12 protein-coding genes are annotated in these 17063 nt (G+C 53.3%); 6 read left to right on the top strand and 6 right to left on the bottom strand.

The genetic code is table 11. The features are described from left to right. Nucleotides 1-639: 639 nt before the first annotated feature. The 3 genes from ynfF to A6U95_RS30680 all read left to right on the top strand — a co-directional run bounded on the left by ynfF (nucleotide 640) and on the right by A6U95_RS30680 (nucleotide 3925). Nucleotides 640-3078, top strand: a complete 2439-nt coding sequence (ynfF, locus tag A6U95_RS15865; protein ID WP_065685148.1) for a selenate/tellurate reductase subunit YnfF — start codon at nucleotides 640-642, stop codon at nucleotides 3076-3078. Between the two features lie 5 nt (nucleotides 3079-3083). Next, complete coding sequence (locus tag A6U95_RS15870; protein WP_139102378.1) at nucleotides 3084-3530, top strand: hypothetical protein; 447 nt, start codon at nucleotides 3084-3086, stop codon at nucleotides 3528-3530. Between the two features lie 185 nt (nucleotides 3531-3715). Then, nucleotides 3716-3925, top strand: coding sequence for a hypothetical protein (locus A6U95_RS30680; protein WP_139102379.1), 210 nt, complete (start codon nucleotides 3716-3718; stop codon nucleotides 3923-3925). 371 nt (nucleotides 3926-4296) lie between these two features. On the opposite strand, the gene A6U95_RS15880 is transcribed toward A6U95_RS30680, so the two are convergent. Genes A6U95_RS15880 through A6U95_RS15900 form a run of 5 tightly spaced genes read right to left on the bottom strand, consistent with a single transcriptional unit; the run spans nucleotide 4297 to nucleotide 9629 of the window. After that, the gene (locus A6U95_RS15880) at nucleotides 4297-5433 is read right to left on the bottom strand and encodes an alginate lyase family protein (RefSeq protein ID WP_065685151.1); all 1137 of its coding nucleotides are present in this window, start codon (nucleotides 5431-5433) and stop codon (nucleotides 4297-4299) included. Nucleotides 5434-5445: 12 nt separating this feature from the next. After that, complete coding sequence (ugpC, locus tag A6U95_RS15885; protein WP_065685152.1) at nucleotides 5446-6540, bottom strand: sn-glycerol-3-phosphate ABC transporter ATP-binding protein UgpC; 1095 nt, start codon at nucleotides 6538-6540, stop codon at nucleotides 5446-5448. 10 nt (nucleotides 6541-6550) lie between these two features. Further along, nucleotides 6551-7390 (bottom strand): carbohydrate ABC transporter permease, encoded by an 840-nt coding sequence (locus tag A6U95_RS15890; protein WP_065685153.1) that lies wholly within the window; start codon nucleotides 7388-7390, stop codon nucleotides 6551-6553. Nucleotides 7391-7399: 9 nt separating this feature from the next. Then, nucleotides 7400-8287: a sugar ABC transporter permease gene (locus A6U95_RS15895; protein WP_065685154.1), complete on the bottom strand. Its 888-nt coding sequence runs from the start codon at nucleotides 8285-8287 to the stop codon at nucleotides 7400-7402. A gap of 49 nt (nucleotides 8288-8336) precedes the next feature. Next, nucleotides 8337-9629, bottom strand: a complete 1293-nt coding sequence (locus A6U95_RS15900; protein WP_065685155.1) for a sugar ABC transporter substrate-binding protein — start codon at nucleotides 9627-9629, stop codon at nucleotides 8337-8339. Between the two features lie 522 nt (nucleotides 9630-10151). Between A6U95_RS15900 and A6U95_RS15905 the strand changes: the two genes are divergently transcribed. After that, entirely contained in the window at nucleotides 10152-11372 is a 1221-nt protein-coding gene (locus A6U95_RS15905; RefSeq protein WP_065685409.1) for an alginate lyase family protein, read from the top strand. 26 nt (nucleotides 11373-11398) lie between these two features. Continuing rightward, a complete protein-coding gene (locus tag A6U95_RS15910) occupies nucleotides 11399-13417 on the top strand; it encodes a heparinase II/III family protein (RefSeq protein ID WP_065685156.1) in 2019 nt (672 codons plus the stop codon). 377 nt (nucleotides 13418-13794) lie between these two features. On the opposite strand, the gene A6U95_RS30685 is transcribed toward A6U95_RS15910, so the two are convergent. Continuing rightward, complete coding sequence (locus A6U95_RS30685; protein ID WP_139102380.1) at nucleotides 13795-14010, bottom strand: hypothetical protein; 216 nt, start codon at nucleotides 14008-14010, stop codon at nucleotides 13795-13797. Nucleotides 14011-14767: 757 nt separating this feature from the next. Between A6U95_RS30685 and xdhA the strand changes: the two genes are divergently transcribed. Next, nucleotides 14768-17053: a xanthine dehydrogenase molybdenum-binding subunit XdhA gene (gene xdhA / locus A6U95_RS15925; protein ID WP_065685159.1), complete on the top strand. Its 2286-nt coding sequence runs from the start codon at nucleotides 14768-14770 to the stop codon at nucleotides 17051-17053. The last annotated feature ends 10 nt before the right edge of the window (nucleotides 17054-17063 follow it).

A 17063-nucleotide genomic window follows, 5' to 3' on the forward strand; every position in this document is an offset into this window, starting at 1 on the left:
GTTTTAGTTTATAATTTTATTGCAGAGTCATCAGCGGGGCAGTGCTTGGTAATGGTGTTGCAGGATGTCGACCTTTTACCGGTTTTTTCCTATCCCTGCGACGGCTCACGGGGATTGGTCATCATGCAATCCATCGGGAATTAGCCAATGAATGACTTTGCTAATCCCTCGAACACGCGTGTAATGGGGGGCTTATGTTGCACGAGGCCGTAACAATATTGTATCGATGCTGGATTTAATTCATCAGTATCCCCTAATTCTGCCAACCAAATATGCTATAGAATGAGACGCAAGCCTGAAAACAACGCTTGCTGCTGTGGAGAAAAGGCAACCAGCCCGCTTTATTCGCTTGCGACAAGCTAAAACTTGACCTCAAGCAAACTTCATCTGCCGCGCGCATGGGTATACTTATTAAGAGGTAATTTAATTATCAGGCTGAGAGATGAATTTGCATGACTAATATTACCAATTCAAATTCATTAGTGCAGACAGCTTTATTCGCTACAGGTTAGCATTTTTAATAGATCACACTACGGTTGCCTGGCTTAAAACATCTTGCCACGAGACATCATGGGTTAATAGCAAACTAGACATCAGGCGTCGTCGGCAACGAAATAGGCCAGCACAGGGAGCACTATCATGAACGATAACAACAACCCGGACCTGCTTCATCACCCGTTCAGCCGTCGTAAGCTAATCAAAACCGGCTCGGCTACCGGCTGTTTACTGGCCGCCACCTCCGGGCTGGTGTTGCCCTTCCGTAAAATCGCTGCCGCCGAGCCGTTGCCAAATGCCCAACTGCCGGAAGACAAGGTGGTCTGGAGTTCTTGCACCGTAAACTGCGGTAGCCGCTGTGCGCTGCGCCTGCACGTGCGGGATGACGAAGTATACTGGGTGGAAACCGACAACACCGGCAACGATCACTATGGCAACCATCAGGTGCGTGCCTGCCTGCGTGGGCGCTCTATCCGCCGCCGCATGAACCACCCGGACCGGCTGAAATACCCGATGAAACGCGTCGGCAAACGCGGCGAAGGCAAATTCAAACGCATCAGTTGGGAAGAAGCGCTGGATACCATCAGCGGCCAGTTGAAGCACACCCTGGCGGAATACGGTAATGAGGCGGTGCACGTGCTGTACGGTACCGGGGTCGACGGCGGCAATATCACCAACTCCAACGTGCCTTATCGCCTGATGAACTCCTGCGGTGGCTTCCTCAGCCGCTATGGCAGCTACAGCACAGCGCAGATCACCGCCGCCATGCCCTATCTGTACGGCGCACAGCAGGGCAACAGCCCGGATGATATCGCCAACAGCAAGCTGGTGGTGCTGTTTGGCAATAACCCGGCGGAAACCCGCATGAGCGGTGGCGGAGTAACCTATTATCTGGAGCAAGCCAGGGCAATCTCTAACGCCAAGATGATTGTCATCGATCCGCGCTATACCGATACCGCCGGTGGCCGTGAAGATCAGTGGGTGCCGATTCGCCCGGGCACCGATGCGGCGTTGGTTGCAGGCATAGCCCATGTGTTGATCAGCGAAAACCTGGTGGACCAGCCGTTCCTGGATAAATACTGCGTAGGCTATGATGAAACCACCCTGCCCAGCAGCGCGCCAAAAAACGGCCATTACAAAGCCTATATCCTCGGCCAGGGTGACGATGGCATCACCAAAACGCCAGAGTGGGCGGCTCGTATCACCGGGATACCGGCCAACACCATTATCCAACTGGCCCGCGAAATCGGCATGACCAAACCGGCCTATATCTGCCAGGGCTGGGGGCCACAGCGTCACGCCAACGGTGAACAAACCGCCAGGGCCATTGCCATGTTACCGATCCTGACCGGTAACGTCGGTATCAACGGCGGAAATACCGGCTGCCGCGAAGGCAGCTTCGATCTGGGCGTGGAATGGTTCGATATGCTGACCAACCCGGTACAGACCAAGATTTCGGTGTTTACCTGGACCGATGCCATCATGCGCGGCCCAGAAATGACCGCCAAGCGTGACGGCATCCGTGGCAAAGATAAGCTGGACGTACCGATCAAATTTATCTGGTGCTATGCCAGTAATACGCTGATCAATCAGCATGGTGATATCAGCCGTACCCACCAGATCCTGCAAGACGACAGCAAGTGTGAAATGACCGTCGGCATCGAGCACTTTATGACCTCATCGGCCAAATATTGCGACATTCTGCTGCCCGACCTGATGCCAACCGAGCAGGAAGACCTGATCTCTCATGAGTCCGCGGGCAATATGGGCTACGTGATCCTGGGCCAGCCCGCCACCACGCGCAAGTTTGAACGCCGCCCGATTTACGAGATCCTTTCCGAGGTTGCCAAGCGGGTTGGGCCACAGGCCGAAGCGACCTTCACCGAGGGGCGCAACCAGCAGCAGTGGATCGAATACCTGTGTGAGAAAACCCGCGAACGCAACCCGGAAATGCCAAGTTATCAAGAGATGAAGAGCGCAGGCATTTATAAACGCAAATGCCCGGAAGAGCACGTGGTAGCCTTCAAGGAGTTCAGAGAAGATCCGCAGGCCAACCCGCTGAAAACACCCTCAGGCAAGATTGAAATTTACTCCGAACGGCTGGCGGAGATCGCTGCTACCTGGGAGTTGGCGCCAGAAGATGTGATCCACCCGTTACCAGTCTATGCCGCCGGGTTCGAAGGTTGGGAAGATCCGCTGAGCAGCCAATATCCGCTGCAGCTGTTTGGTTACCACTACAAGGCCAGAACCCACTCCAGTTACGGCAACATTGACGTGTTGCAGCAGGCTTGCCCGCAGGAGGTGTGGATCAACACGCTGGATGCGCAGGCGCGCGGCATCAAGAACGGCGATCGGGTGAAGGTCTTTAACGGCCGGGGCGAAACGCAGATCCAGGCGAAGGTAACGCCACGCATTATGCCCGGCGTTACGGCGATGGGCCAAGGCGCCTGGCTGGCGGCGGATATGTTTGGCGATAAGGTCGATCACGGCGGCAGCGTGAATATTCTGACCCACCATCGCCCTTCCCCGCTGGCCAAGGGCAACCCGCAACACACCAATCTGGTGCAGATTGTGAAGCTGTAGGTGGTTTGGGGCTGGTTGAAGTCGGCCAGCCTCTTCAACACCGTAACTCAAATATCTCTTGTGCAAGATGGTTACTAAAACACCTATTTTTAGTCGAGCTTTATGTTTATCATCAAGGAGTTGCTCACCTAGCTAGGAAGCCATCAAAAATGATAAACAGGCTTGTACCTCAAATTGCGCCACAACCCAAGAAAAGTGACCAAAGCTTCACCTTTGATGACTTTGCCAACTATGACAACATTGTTTTATTAGGTGATCCCGGAGCAGGAAAAACACACTTATTTAAAGAGTATGCTAAGGCAGTTGGCAACCAATTCATTACGACGAGAAACTTTCTTAATACCCCTCCAGTAGATAGAGAAGTGACACTTTTCATCGATGCTCTTGATGAAAAACGGAGTGGTTCTGACAATAAGGACGTTGTTGATAAGATTGTTCAAAAACTTACTTGATTACCTTCGAGTTAAACTTCAACCTTTAGGTATTACTTGTGAACCTGAGGGACATATGGTAGCTGGCAAACGGGCTGATATGGTCATTCAATATGCTGATTTTAAAATACCCATCGAATTGAAGCGAGACTATCACAAAGACGTTTGGACAGCAGCGCTCTCTCAGCTTGAACGATTGTATACGCGTGATCCTTACTCTGCTGGTTACGGTATTTATGCCGTTTTTTTGGTTCGGTGAAAAACGTGCACCCCATACCATTCCTAAAGCTCCAAATGCTAACTTCCAACCGATGAGTGCAAAGTCGATGGAAGAGATGCTGAATGCAGCAGTACCCACGGATAAAAAAAATCACATATATGTCATTGTCATCGATGTCTCTGGAGAAATCCCCTGAATATCTGAATCGCGGTTTTTAAAACAGCCCCCCCTGCGCCCGAGGCAGGTGGGGGTCATGCAGGTTAGCCGACCGTTGAGCGCATGGACGCGCGATACGAGCCCCCAGGGATGGGTTCACGGCGTGTCGGCGTTCTGTATGCCCCCCCACCTGTAGTTCCATTCATCACAGCCATTTCTCTCAACACTTATGGATTCAGCTCTGGTGCTGAGAGGGAAAACACGCTCTTGGTTGGTTCGAGAGGCTTTGGATGCCGTAGATGCAGCTTAAACTATTCCACATAGCACCATGGTTTTTTGAGCTGCGTTTCTGGGAACAGATAATCCCTTTCCGACCCCAGAACCACAGAAATGCCATTTCCCAACGAGCATCTAACAACACCACATCAGCCTTTCACGTAAACTGAGCGTCTCTTCCGCTAAACCCGCCAGCACGGCTTTATAGCGCGGAGCATCCTGCGGATAGCCACGGATCGATTGCAGCAGCAACCGCAGCGCGCTATCCCACACTATCCCCTGCAAATCGCTATACGGCCAAAGTTCCGGATCGGCGATAAACGGCACCAGATAGTCAATCCCCAGCTTGACGCTTCTGCCGTCACGCACCTCGTTCCAGCGATCAAACTCCACATGCTCGGCATAGCGGTTAAGCAACAGATGGGCTTCCAGATTAAACAACGAATAGTGGAACGGCACCGGCCGCTCCAGCTCCATGGTCTGCTTGCCGTCCTGGTCGATCTGCGCCGCCATCCGCTGGGTGATGCCCTGCTGGATTATCCGTGCCACCAGCCCCTTGTCACCATAAAATAGCGCGTTTACCGTGCGTTGCGCGTCATACCAGGTGCCATGATTGTTGTGCCACACGTACTCGGAATGCCCGACCTCGCTGTGGTACATCCAGTGGTTAAAGTCCCGGAACCACTGATGTAACCCGATAATATCGTCGGTATCCAATACGCCCGCAGGGCTTATCAGCCCAATGGTGTCGATCACCATCCACATCAGGCGCGTGTCAATCAAGCCAGTGCCACGTCCTGAAACAATCCCCGGTATCGCCTGGCCGTAGTTCAGGTGCGGGTTCATCAGGGTTTCGCCGTTGAGAAACCAGCAGCGGATCTGTTCGGCCGCAGCCAATGCATAGTTGCGTTGGCCGGTGAAGTACCAGGCCAATCCCAGGGTCAGACAGCGCTCACACATACGGATGATCCGCGTAGTATCAGTATCGTTGTTCTGACACTGCGGATTGGTATGCCCATCACGCCGAATATAGGGCAACCCGTTGGGCCGCCGTGGGTTCGGCCACCAATAGGTGCCCAGGCTGTAATAATCATGGGGATCGCCACTGACTGGCCGCAGCTTTTTATTGGTTACCGTTTCCAGCGGCTGCCTACGCAGTTTGTCGGCATCGCTCACCAGTTGGCTCAGTGCAGCCTGTAGCGGTGAAAAAGGCTGTTGCAGCCGACGTTGAGCACTCTCCAGACAGGCGACATCCAGGGTATACAGCTTCATCCTTTCCTCCTGTTAACTGGCACGGTAAGGCACGCGCAGCCCGCTTGCGGCGTCAAAAATATGGATCCCGGCGAGCTTCGGCTGCAACCAGACCGTCTCCCCTTCCTGCACATCAAGGCGCTGCTTGAATACCGACGTGAAGGCACCGCCGCCGGTGTTACAGAACAACTGCATATCCGATCCGGTGTTTTCGATGGCGGTAATGGTCGCCTGCAATGCCCCGTGTTGTTCACTTTCACCCACCACGTTGACCTGCTCTGGGCGAATGGCATACACCACCTTTTGCCCCGCCTGTACCTGCAACCCCGCAGGCAGGCGCAGCTGCGAATCATCCGCCAAACGCAGCAGGGTTTCATCACCCGCTATCACAATTTCGCCCTTTAACTGGTTGATTTCTGGCGAGCCGATAAAACCGGCCACGAACAGGTTGGCAGGACGATCGTACAGTTCCAGCGGCGTGCCGACCTGCTCAATGCGCCCATCGCGCAGCACCACAATCATCTGCCCCATGGTCATCGCTTCGATCTGATCGTGGGTGACGTAAACCGAGGTAGTTTTCAAGCGGCGGTGCAACTCACGGATCTCGCCACGCACCTGGGTACGCAGTTTGGCATCCAGGTTAGAGAGCGGCTCGTCGAACAGGAACACCTGCGGGTTACGCACAATGGCTCGCCCCATCGCCACCCGCTGACGTTGCCCACCGGAGAGATCTTTCGGCAGACGATCCAGCAACACGCCTAGCCCCAGCAGATCCGCCGCATCTTCCACCTTGCGGTTAATCTCCGCTTTCGGCAGCTTGGCCATTTTCAACGCAAAGCCCATGTTTTCCCGCACCGACATCTGCGGATAGAGCGCATAGCTCTGGAACACCATCGCGATATCCCGCAGTTTGGGCTCGACATCGGTGACGTCTTTTTCATTTATCGCCACCGTGCCGCCGGTGATCTCCTCCAGCCCGGCAATCATCCGCAGCAGCGTCGATTTGCCGCAGCCGCTGGGGCCGACCAACACGCAAAACTCACCTTCTGGGATCGTCAGAGAGACGTCTTTGATGACGTGCACATCGCCATAAGATTTACAGACATTATTCAGTACCACGGAACCCATAGGTCGCTCCTTATCCTTTGACCGCGCCGGACATAATCCCGCGGTTGAAATGTTTTTGCAGGCCGAGATAAACGATGATGCTAGGCAGCATCGCCAGTAAAGTGATGGCAATAAAGATGTTCGGGGTGATGCTCTCATCGGTGCGCAGCGTGCCGAGGATCACCGGGATGGTGTTCAGGCTGTCGCGATTGATGACGATCAGCGGCAACAGGTACTGGTCCCAGATCATGATGAAGCCGAAGGTCACCACCGTACCCAGCGCCGGTTTCACCAGCGGTAAAATCACGTGGAAGAAAATCTGCCATTCGTTGGCCCCGTCGATGCGCGCCGCCTCTTCCAGCTCTTTGGGGATGGCGGCCATAAACTCGCTGAGCACAAAGATGGAGAACGCCCAACCCACTACCGGCATGATCATGCCGAGATAGGTGTTGTAGAGCGAAGCGTCGATCACCGGTAACTTCCAGTTGATGATCATATACAGCGGAATGGCGATCACCTCTTCCGGTAGCATCATGGTGGAAAGGATCACCAGGCTGACCAGCGACACACCAACGAACTTCTTGCGCGCCAGCGCATAAGCTGCCAACGCACTGACCGACACTTGCAGAATGGTGCCAAAGAACACCACCACCATCGAGTTCAACAGGTATTGCCAGACGCCAATGTCATTCCAGGCGAAGATAAAGTTTTCCAACGAGAACTGATTCGGCCACGCCAGCAGTTCCCCCGGTTTGACCGGTGCGCCGCTGAACGCGGTGGCCACAATGCCCCAGAATGGGCCGACAAATACCACCAGCAGCAGGGCGTAAATCATCCAGCGGCCAAAGGTATCCCAACGTTTACCTGACATGAGGGCTCCTTAATAACGTGCGATGCGTTTTTTCAGCGTGAGATGACAGATGGTCAACAGCACGGTGAACGCGAACAACAGGAACGACACCGCCGAGGCATAGCCGTAATCAAACTGTTCGAAACCGAGTTTGTAGATGTGCGTCATGATCATTTCGGTGGAGTTGGAAGGCCCGCCGCCGGTGGTGGCGTACACTTCGGCAAACACGCGGAAACCACGGATAAAGGAGAGCATCAGCACCACGGAAAGCGCCGGGATCATGCCGGGCAAGGTCACGTAACGCAGGCGGTTCCACCAATTGGCACCGTCGACATTGGAGGCGTCATACAGATCGCGGCTGATGCCTGCCAACCCGGCAATGAAGATCACCATGTTGTAAGGGATCGCCTTCCAGATATGCAGCAGCATGATCACCCATAGCGCCTGATCGGAACTCGCCAGGAAGCCCTGATCGGCCACGCCAAACCAGCTCAATACCTGGTTCATCACGCCGTTGGGCGTCGGGTTGAACAGGATGCGCCACATTTCGGCGACGATCGCCGCACTGGTGACCGCTGGCAGGAAAATGGCGGTACGGATAAAACGCAAATGGCGTGCCGGCCCCTCAAGCAGCATGGCCAGGAAAAAAGCCAGCACCGCCGCCACCACCATCGTTACGATGACATAGAGGAAAGTATTGAACACCGCCGCATGCAGTTCGGCATCCGCAAAGGCGCGGGAAAAGTTGGCAAAGCCGACCCACTCGTTTTGTTGATTGAAATTCACCTTGTAGAAACTCATCACCAGGCCTTGCAGCATTGGGATAAATTTAAACCAGGTAAAAATGACCAAGGCCGGGGCCAGGAAGATCCACGGCACCAGGTTCCGTTTCTGGCGGGAAGTTAACATCGTTATCATCGCTCTATAAGATTAACAAGACACCGCGCAACCACGGTGCCCAGGAGGATCACTCGGCCAGCACTTGCTGTTTGGCCAGTTCGGCGTTGACCTTATCGTTGCTGGCTTTCAGCTCCGCAGCGATATCGCTGTTGCAATCCGCCAGGATGCGGTTAAAACCCTCGGCGGTGATCTGGCGGATTGGCGTCCAGTTCGGCACCTGCGGCACGTAACGGCCCTGTTCGGTATAGAGTTTGGCGAAGGTGGCCCAGCGCGCATCGTCATAAACCGATTGGATATCGACCTGCTGATTCACCGGCAAACGTACCACCGGCATATTTTTGCTGCCTTTGCCCATACCGATCTCTTGCCCTTCTTTTGAGATCATAAATTCGATGAACTTGCGGGCGGCCTCTTTCTTCTGGCTGCTCTTCATCAGGAACACCGTGGTTCCTTCTGCAAGCGTGGCCCCGCTCTGCGGCCCCTGCAGGGCAATCACTTCGAAGCTATCCTTGCCCGGATCTTTATCAAACAGCGCGATATGGTAAGGCCCGCTAAAGAACATGCCGGTCTGGCCGGAACGGAACGAAGGGATCACATCGGCGGTAGTGGCGTTGATGGCACCCGGCTGCACGACCTTTTCGCACAGCATGTTGCGCATAAACTGCAGGGTTTCTGCCGCCGCAGGCTCATCGAGCGAGGCTTTAAATTTGCCCGGCCCCGACTCGCGGATAAAGTCGCCACCGGCCTGCCACAGAAACGCGCTCATAAACCAGCTGGCATAACCACGGGTGGTGGACGCTGGCAGCAGAAAACCGTAAGTGTCATTTTTGCCGTTGCCATCGGGATCTTGGGTGGTGAAGGCTTTGGCCAGCGTGGCCACGTCCTGCCAGGTTTTCGGTTGCGGCAACCCCAGTTTTTCGCGCCAGTCTTTACGTACAAACAGGGCGAAGGTCTGCGCGGAAGTGGGCACGCCGTAGTATTTACCATCGGTATAGCGGGTGCTTTCCCAGGCGATGGGGTAGAGGTTGTCATGTCCGGCAATGCTCTTCGGTTCAATCTCCTCGACGATACCGAGCTGGATAAACTGCCCGATGGCAACCGCATCGTTGAAGATCAGATCCGGTAAGGCATTCCCCGCAGCGGCACGGGCCAGACGTTGTTCGAAATCGGTAGTGGCGTTGAAATATTCAATTTTGATGCCGGTTTGCTTCTCGAAGGTTTCGGCCTCTTTGGTATAAATGTTTTTTGAATCGTTACTGGCACGGATCCAAATATTAAGCGTTTCTGCTGCATAAGCCTGTGTGACGCCCAAGCCAAGCGCAGATAACAACAATAAGGATTTAATTTTGCTAACGGACATTTTATTCACATCCTTTTTTTAAGAGGTTTGATAATCACGAAAACGGAGTGAACCAGGGTATGGATATTTTAAATGAGTGCCCAGTCATTAAATCGAATGCCCTTTTTAAATACAACGCCATAAAATAGAAATCGTATTTCAAAATTGAAAACTTTGCTGTAGATCACAGCTAAAAGTGACTTAAAAAGTGACAATCTGAAATAATCATTTAAAAACATTAAGTTAAAAAACACTAAGTATTGTGTAAAAAATAAAAAAACTTTGAGAAAGGCGGTTTTTCGTGATCATCAGCGGGTTTTTAACCTCAATTTACGCTGAGGGGGTTAAATTTGATACGTATCACAAAAAAATATCCTTCTTCTCTTACACTGCATCATCACCAGCTTGAAACATTATTTCAATTTATAAAATCATTTTAAAAACCTAATCGTCTCAACCAGCCATTTAGCTGGAAAATATTAAACACCTACAATTAATAACACTATCCTCAGATGGACGGAGAAAATCATGCTGCCGATTAAAATGGCTTTATTACCCCGTTTACCCTTGCTGGCATTAACCATTGCTGCATTATTCCATGCGGGCGGGTCGTCTGCCGCCGAGGGGCACCCGCTGATCGTCAAGCTGGATGACTTGCAGTACAGCCAACAACAACTGGCGGCAAAAACCCCGGCGTTTGTCGGCGCCTACAACAAGTTGATCTCCTCTGCCGACCGCGCCCTCAAACAGCCGCTCTACTCCGTCATGGACAAAAGCCTGACCGCCGCCAGCGGTGACAAGCACGACTATTACAGCTTCCCGCCTTATTGGTGGCCAGACCCAACTAAAAAAGACGGACTGCCTTATATCCGTAAAGATGGCGAAACCAACCCCGATGCCAACAGCGATGCCACCGATAAAAAACGCCTGGTCGCCATGAGCAACGATGTCTCTTCTCTGGCGTTGGCGTGGTATTTCAGCCAAAACCCGGCCTATGCGCAGAAAGTTCGCGAACAGCTGGTGAACTGGTTTATCAACCCGCAAACCCGCATGAATCCGAACCTGCAATATGCGCAGGCTATTCCGGGGATTAACGATGGCCGCGGCATTGGCCTGATTGACAGCTGCGCGCTGGTAGAGGTGATTGACGCCATCGAACTGCTGCGCCCTGCCAACGTCATCAGCGAGCAAGAATATCAGCAGCTCAAACAGTGGTACGGCGATTTCTACCGTTGGATGACGACCAGCCAGAATGGCTTTGAAGAGGACAACTGGCATAACAACCACGGCACCTACTTTGACCTACAGGCCGCCTCTTTTGCCCTGTTCAGTGGCCAGATCGCTGAAGCCAAACAAAGGCTGCAAATCACCCAACTGCGGCGTATTGCCAACCAGTTTGATAATCAAGGCCGCCAGATGGCCGAGCTGGAACGCACCCGCCCATGGCATTACAGCAACTTCAACCTTGAAGCCTACAACAAGCTTGGCCGTCTGGGGGAAGTCGCCGGTGTTGATGTGTGGAACTTCAGTCTGGACGATCACAGCCTGCGCAAAGGCTACGGCTACATTGCCGGGTTTGTGAACAGCGACACGCCTTGGCCGTGGAAAGATATCGACAAAATGGATAACAAAAAAGCCTTGGTCAATATCGTCAGCGCCGCCCGCGCCTGGCCGGAAGACCCAATATTTCGTGAAAAGGCACAGTGGCTGATGGCCAGCTACCCCGACGATATCACCACGCTGATTACCCCATTAAAACCTTAAGCTCCGGGAAGAAGGATTTACAGCAAATGAAGCAGTTCACCACGCAACAACTTATTGCGTTGCGAGATCGTGCGGCCAGGCAACCTTTGGTCATTGAACATCTGCTGGCGGAAAACGCCGTGGTGCTCGATACACCATTACAGGTGCCAACTACCGCCGTCGCTACCTGGAATCTGTATTACTTTTGCCCGGATCACGGCGTACGGCTAGCCTGGCGGCACGACTCACCCAAGGTCCATTGCTGCCCGTTAGACGGGCGGCGCTTTAGCGGTGAACCTTATGATGGTGCGTGGTGGCGCGAGATGAACGGTCTGAATGCCAAAGCCTGCCGCCAACTGGCACTGCTGTGGCAGTTGACCGGTGAACAACGCTATCTGGCTAAGGTGCGCGATATTTTGCTGCGTTACGCGCAATTTTATCCAGACTATCAGGAGCACGGCGGCATCCCCTACAACGGGCCAGGCAAGATGAACGCTCAAACCCTATGCGAGGCCAACTGCCTGCTCGACTTTACCCTGGGCTATGACTTTATCTGCGAAGCGTTAAGTCAGGAACAACGTAACTTTATAGAAGAAAGATTGCTGCGCTGCGGTGCGGAGTTTCTGATGGCGCACCGCACGCCGCAGTTGCATAACCATGAGGTGAAGATTGGTAGCGCCATCGGCGTGCTGGGATTTATTCTGCAAGACGAGGCGCTGCTGGAGTTTGCCGTCAATCAACCTTATGGACTGCGCTATCAACTGGAGCATGGGCTGTTCGACGAAGGGCTATGGTTTGAAGGTTCAATCCATTATCACTTCTATGCGCTGCAAGGGTTTCTGGCGTTTGAAAAGCTGGCACAGGGTAGCCGCTGGAGCCTGCTTACCACGCCCTACTATCGCAAAATGCTCAGTTTCCCACTGCAACTGTTGATGCCGGACGGCAGTTTCCCACGCATTAACGACTGCATTTATGGCCAGGAGCGCCTCGATCATAGCGATGTCTACGAATTTGCCTGGTCCTGCTATCGGCAAGAAGAGTATGCCGCCGCGCTACAGGCCATCTACCGCGATACGCCCCGTGCCAATATTGATGCGCTGCTCTATGGGGCCAAGTTGCCCGCACAATCACTAAACGTCATCCCCCAACGGCATCTGCACGCGCCAAGTTGCGGCCTCACTATCTGGCGCGAACCAGCACAACAAAGAGCCTTGTTGGTGAAACATACGCCCTATGGTGGCGAACACGATCACTACGATCGCCTTAGCCTGATTTTGTTCGACCACGGTAAAGAGATCTTGCCCGACCTCGGCACCACAGGTTATGGCGCGCGGATGCACTACGACTACTATAAGAACAGCGCCACCCATAATACGCTGACGGTCAATCAGGCTAATCAGCCACCGTCGATCCCCCAGGTACTGCATTATCATCAGAGCGAGTCTTTTTGCTGGCTGGATGTAGAGGTCGATTGGCAGCAAAACCCACCACCGTTAGATAGCCATACACGGGTGGAATGGGATAGCCAGGCCTATCGCGATATTCGTTTCCGCCGCCGTTTGCTGTGGCTGTCGGGGGCGCTGATTGATATCAGCACTATCGCCAATCCGCATCACCAGCAGCTCGATTGGATGCTACATCTGCAAGGCAAAGCGCTGGATGCTGTGGGCGAAAAAGCCCTCTTCAGCCAACAAGGGCCGCTGACGGTAATGCACGGTGCCTTGGTCACCAAGCTCACCAACAGCCAGCCGCGCCATTTTGCCACTTCCCGTCAAGGGCAAGCGCTGTGGCTACATGGCGATGCGATGCTGTGGCAAGGCTATGCGCCGGCTAACCCGGCGGTGACCGATTTAAGCTATCTGACATTGCGCAGCCATCAGCCACAGGCGGAGTTTATTGGCGTATGGGATTTTGACGACCGGCAACCGATAACCGATATGCATGTCAGCCGGGATAACGGTGGTCTGCGTATTCAACTGCGGCGCGGAGAATTAATGCTGACGGTGGAGGTGAGCGACGGTAGCGACTCGCTACCGTACTGGCATACAACGCAAGGTGCAGTATGACTGCGATTTAACCATCAAAACCACGACAAGATTGGCCCCAAACTGATTAACCGTTATGGGGCCATTATTATTACCTTAACTAGGTTGGCAATCATTTTTCTTTCGACATTCTGGCCACTATCTTACGCACCGCGTTGTAAACCAGATCGACCAAACGGTAGCAACCTAAAGGTATGACGAAAATAAGGATTGCCTTAGTAAGCCATGAAGGGAGTTCGATAACAGAAACAGCTAAAATGCCAACGCAATAAAACAGAGGGTTAATAATGAAAAGCATAAGAACAAAAATCCATATGCTATATAAAAAAGTTGATTTTATCATCATTGTATAATCCTCTGTTTAGGTGATGCGGTATGTCACATGCCGGTATTGGTTTTTAGCCATAAGTCACATTACCAACTACAGCTGTTACCTGAATTCCCACCACAATTGCTATTGCTACCTGTTCCGCCACCACCGCCATTGCCCGTATTGACGCAACCATTAATCCCGCCCAAAGCACCGAGAGCAGCTCCTGCGGCTGCACCGCCAACGCCACCTCGCGAACCGCCAATCGCCCCCGCGAAAGCGCCAGAGGCAAGACTTCCGACACAATTGGCATCCATACCGGGAGATGAATTTCCTACAAAGCCATTGGCCTGCCCGCCATAGTTAGTTGAAGGGCCTCTTCCCTTGTTGTTATTACGACCGCCGTTATCCGACCGATCACCTCCATTATTCCCTCGACCACCAGAAATTTGCTCAAGCATCGAATTATCAATAACTCTCATAAACAGCTCCTTTGTTAATTAATATAAAGCAACCTCGTTCAAAATCATTATTAACCCAGCGCAATTTTACATGCAACACATTGTTTATTAGCCAATCAAGTAACCTGTATAAATATAAACTCACTTATACACAACACATCCCTATGATTTACTTAACTTTCAGGTTTACTACTCAACTCTGGAGAAAGCGTTTTACCTTGAAAATAAATTAAAGCACCCGACGGATATTATGTGGGCCTGTTATTTATTCATTTAACCTTAAAAATAATGTTTTCGACAACGGACCGTTCTTCTCCGACAGTTGCTCTGCTCACTCTTCGACCCTGCCGCTGCCCGAGTCAGGTGTGTATCAACCTGATAATCTTATCCTTATCAATATGATAAATTATCGTCTCACATCCTTTTTGCTATGCCGACATTGGTGAGTCCCCCCTCGTTGACCACCAAAAACTATCACGCCCACGCCATAAACCAGATTCAACTCACAAATCTCACATCCGGCTGATTTTTCAACCCATTATGGCCTGTAAGTTGCTGCTGTTGGCTATCGCGACTTTTTCTCTCACCGAGGAGAGCAAGATGCCTGTAGGAACCTCGCCCGAACGCGTCGATGCGCAAGCCAAAGTCACCGGCCGGGCGCGCTATACCGACGATATGACCATGCCCGGTATGCGTCATGCCAAATATGTCCGTAGCCCGATTGCCCATGGTCTGGTTATGAGTATCGACACCAGCAAAGCCCTGCAACTGCCGGGAGTTGAGGCCATATTTACTTATCAGGATGTGCCGCAGCACGGTTTTCCGACGGCGGGCCATGCCTGGTCATTGGATGCCAATAAGCGTGACGTAGCGGATAAACAGTTGCTGACCCAGCATGTACGCCATCACGGCGATGGCGTGGCGATCGTGGTCGCCTGCGACGCGTTAACGGCAGAGAAAGCCGCCATGCTGGTCGAAGTGGAATATCAGGAACTGCCGGTGATGACCACCGCAAAAACCGCGCTGGCAGCCGAAGCGCCGTTGTTACACGGCGGTAAAAGCAATCTGCTGAAACAACACCAGCTCAGCGGCGGCGATCCCGAAGCGGCACTGGCTGCGTCAGAGGTAGTGATCGAAGGCAACTACAGCACGCAGGTAGTGCAACATTGTCATCTGGAAGGGGTGATCTCCTACGCTTATATGGATGAGATGGATCGTATCGTGATTGTCTCCAGCACCCAAATTCCCCATTTGGTACGCCGCGTGGTGGGCCAGGCGCTAGATCGGCCATGGTCGTCCATCCGGGTGATCAAGCCCTATATCGGCGGTGGGTTCGGCAATAAGCAGGACGTACTGGAAGAGCCGATGGCCGCATTCCTGACCTGGAAACTCGGCGGCGTACCGGTCAAGGTTGAACTGAGCCGCGAAGAGTGTTTTTTGGCATCACGCACCCGCCACTCGTTCACCATCAGCGGTAAGATGGGCATTAACCGCGACGGCACCCTGCAAACCTATAGCCTGGATGTGCTCTCCAATACCGGAGGATATGCTTCTCACGGCCATTCCATTGCCTCAGCCGGGGCCAATAAAATCGCCTATTTGTATCCGCGTATCGCCTTCGGCTACAAAGCCACCACCTTTTACTCCAACCTGCCGAACGCCGGGGCCATGCGCGGCTACGGTGCACCGCAGGTAACCTTTGCCCTGGAATGCATGATTGACGAAGCCGCCGCCCAACTGGGGATGGATCCGCTGGAACTGCGGCTCAAAAACGTCGCCCGCCAAGGAGATCTCAACCCACTCAATCATAAAGAGATCAAGAGCGCCGGGATTATCGAGTGCCTGCAAAAAGGCCGGGAACTGTTTGATTGGGATGCCCGTCGAGCCGCCTGCCTGAATCAGAGTGGCCCCATCCGCCGCGGCGTTGGCGTGGCCTGCCTTAGCTATGCGTCTAATACCTATCCAGTTGGCGTCGAGATTGCCAGCGCCCGGTTGTTACTGAACCAGGATGGCACCGTCCATCTGCAAGTCGGCGCGACGGAAATTGGCCAGGGATCGGATACCGTGTTTGCACAAATGGCGGCACAAACCATTGGCGTGCCCTTTTCTTCCATCTACGTTATCTCCACCCAAGACACCGATATTACCGCCTACGACCCCGGTGCCTTCGCCTCGCGGCAAAGCTATGTCGCCGCCCCCGCCATCCGTCAGGCCGCTACGGAGCTGCGCGCCAAGATCCTGACCCATGCAGCCTATATGTGCAGCCAGCCCGAATGGGCGCTGGATGTGATCAACGGCGAGGTGGTGCTGAAGGAGATGCCGGAAAAAGTGTTGTGCTCGGTGCAAGAGGTCTCCATGAGCGCCCATTACGATCAGGAGGTCGGCGGGCAGATTATGGCCGAGGTTTCCTGCAAAACCCGCAGCAATCCACCCGCCTTTGGCTGCACCTTTGTTGACCTCACCGTCGATATTGAGCTGTGTAAGGTCACCATCAACAAGATCATGAATCTGCACGACTCCGGCCAGATCCTTAACCCGCTGTTGGCCGAGGGCCAGGTGCAGGGCGGCATGGGGATGGGCATCGGCTGGACGCTATTCGAAGAGATGATCATCGACGAGCAAAGCGGCATCGTGCGCAATAACAATCTGCTGGATTACAAGTTCCCTACCATTCTCGATCTGCCAGAGTTGGACTGTGCGTTTGTCGAAACCTATGAGCCACAATCCGCCTATGGGCACAAGGCGCTGGGTGAACCGCCGCTGATCTCTCCCGCCCCGGCGATCCGTAACGCCATCTGGATGGCAACCGGCGTGAAAATAGATGAACTACCGCTGACACCAAAAACGCTGTATCGCTATTTTTCGCAGGCGGGCCTGATCGAGTAACTGGAGAAAA

It is taken from the genome of Serratia sp. 14-2641 (assembly GCF_001692375.1).
Taxonomy (GTDB): domain Bacteria; phylum Pseudomonadota; class Gammaproteobacteria; order Enterobacterales; family Enterobacteriaceae; genus Chania; species Chania fonticola_C.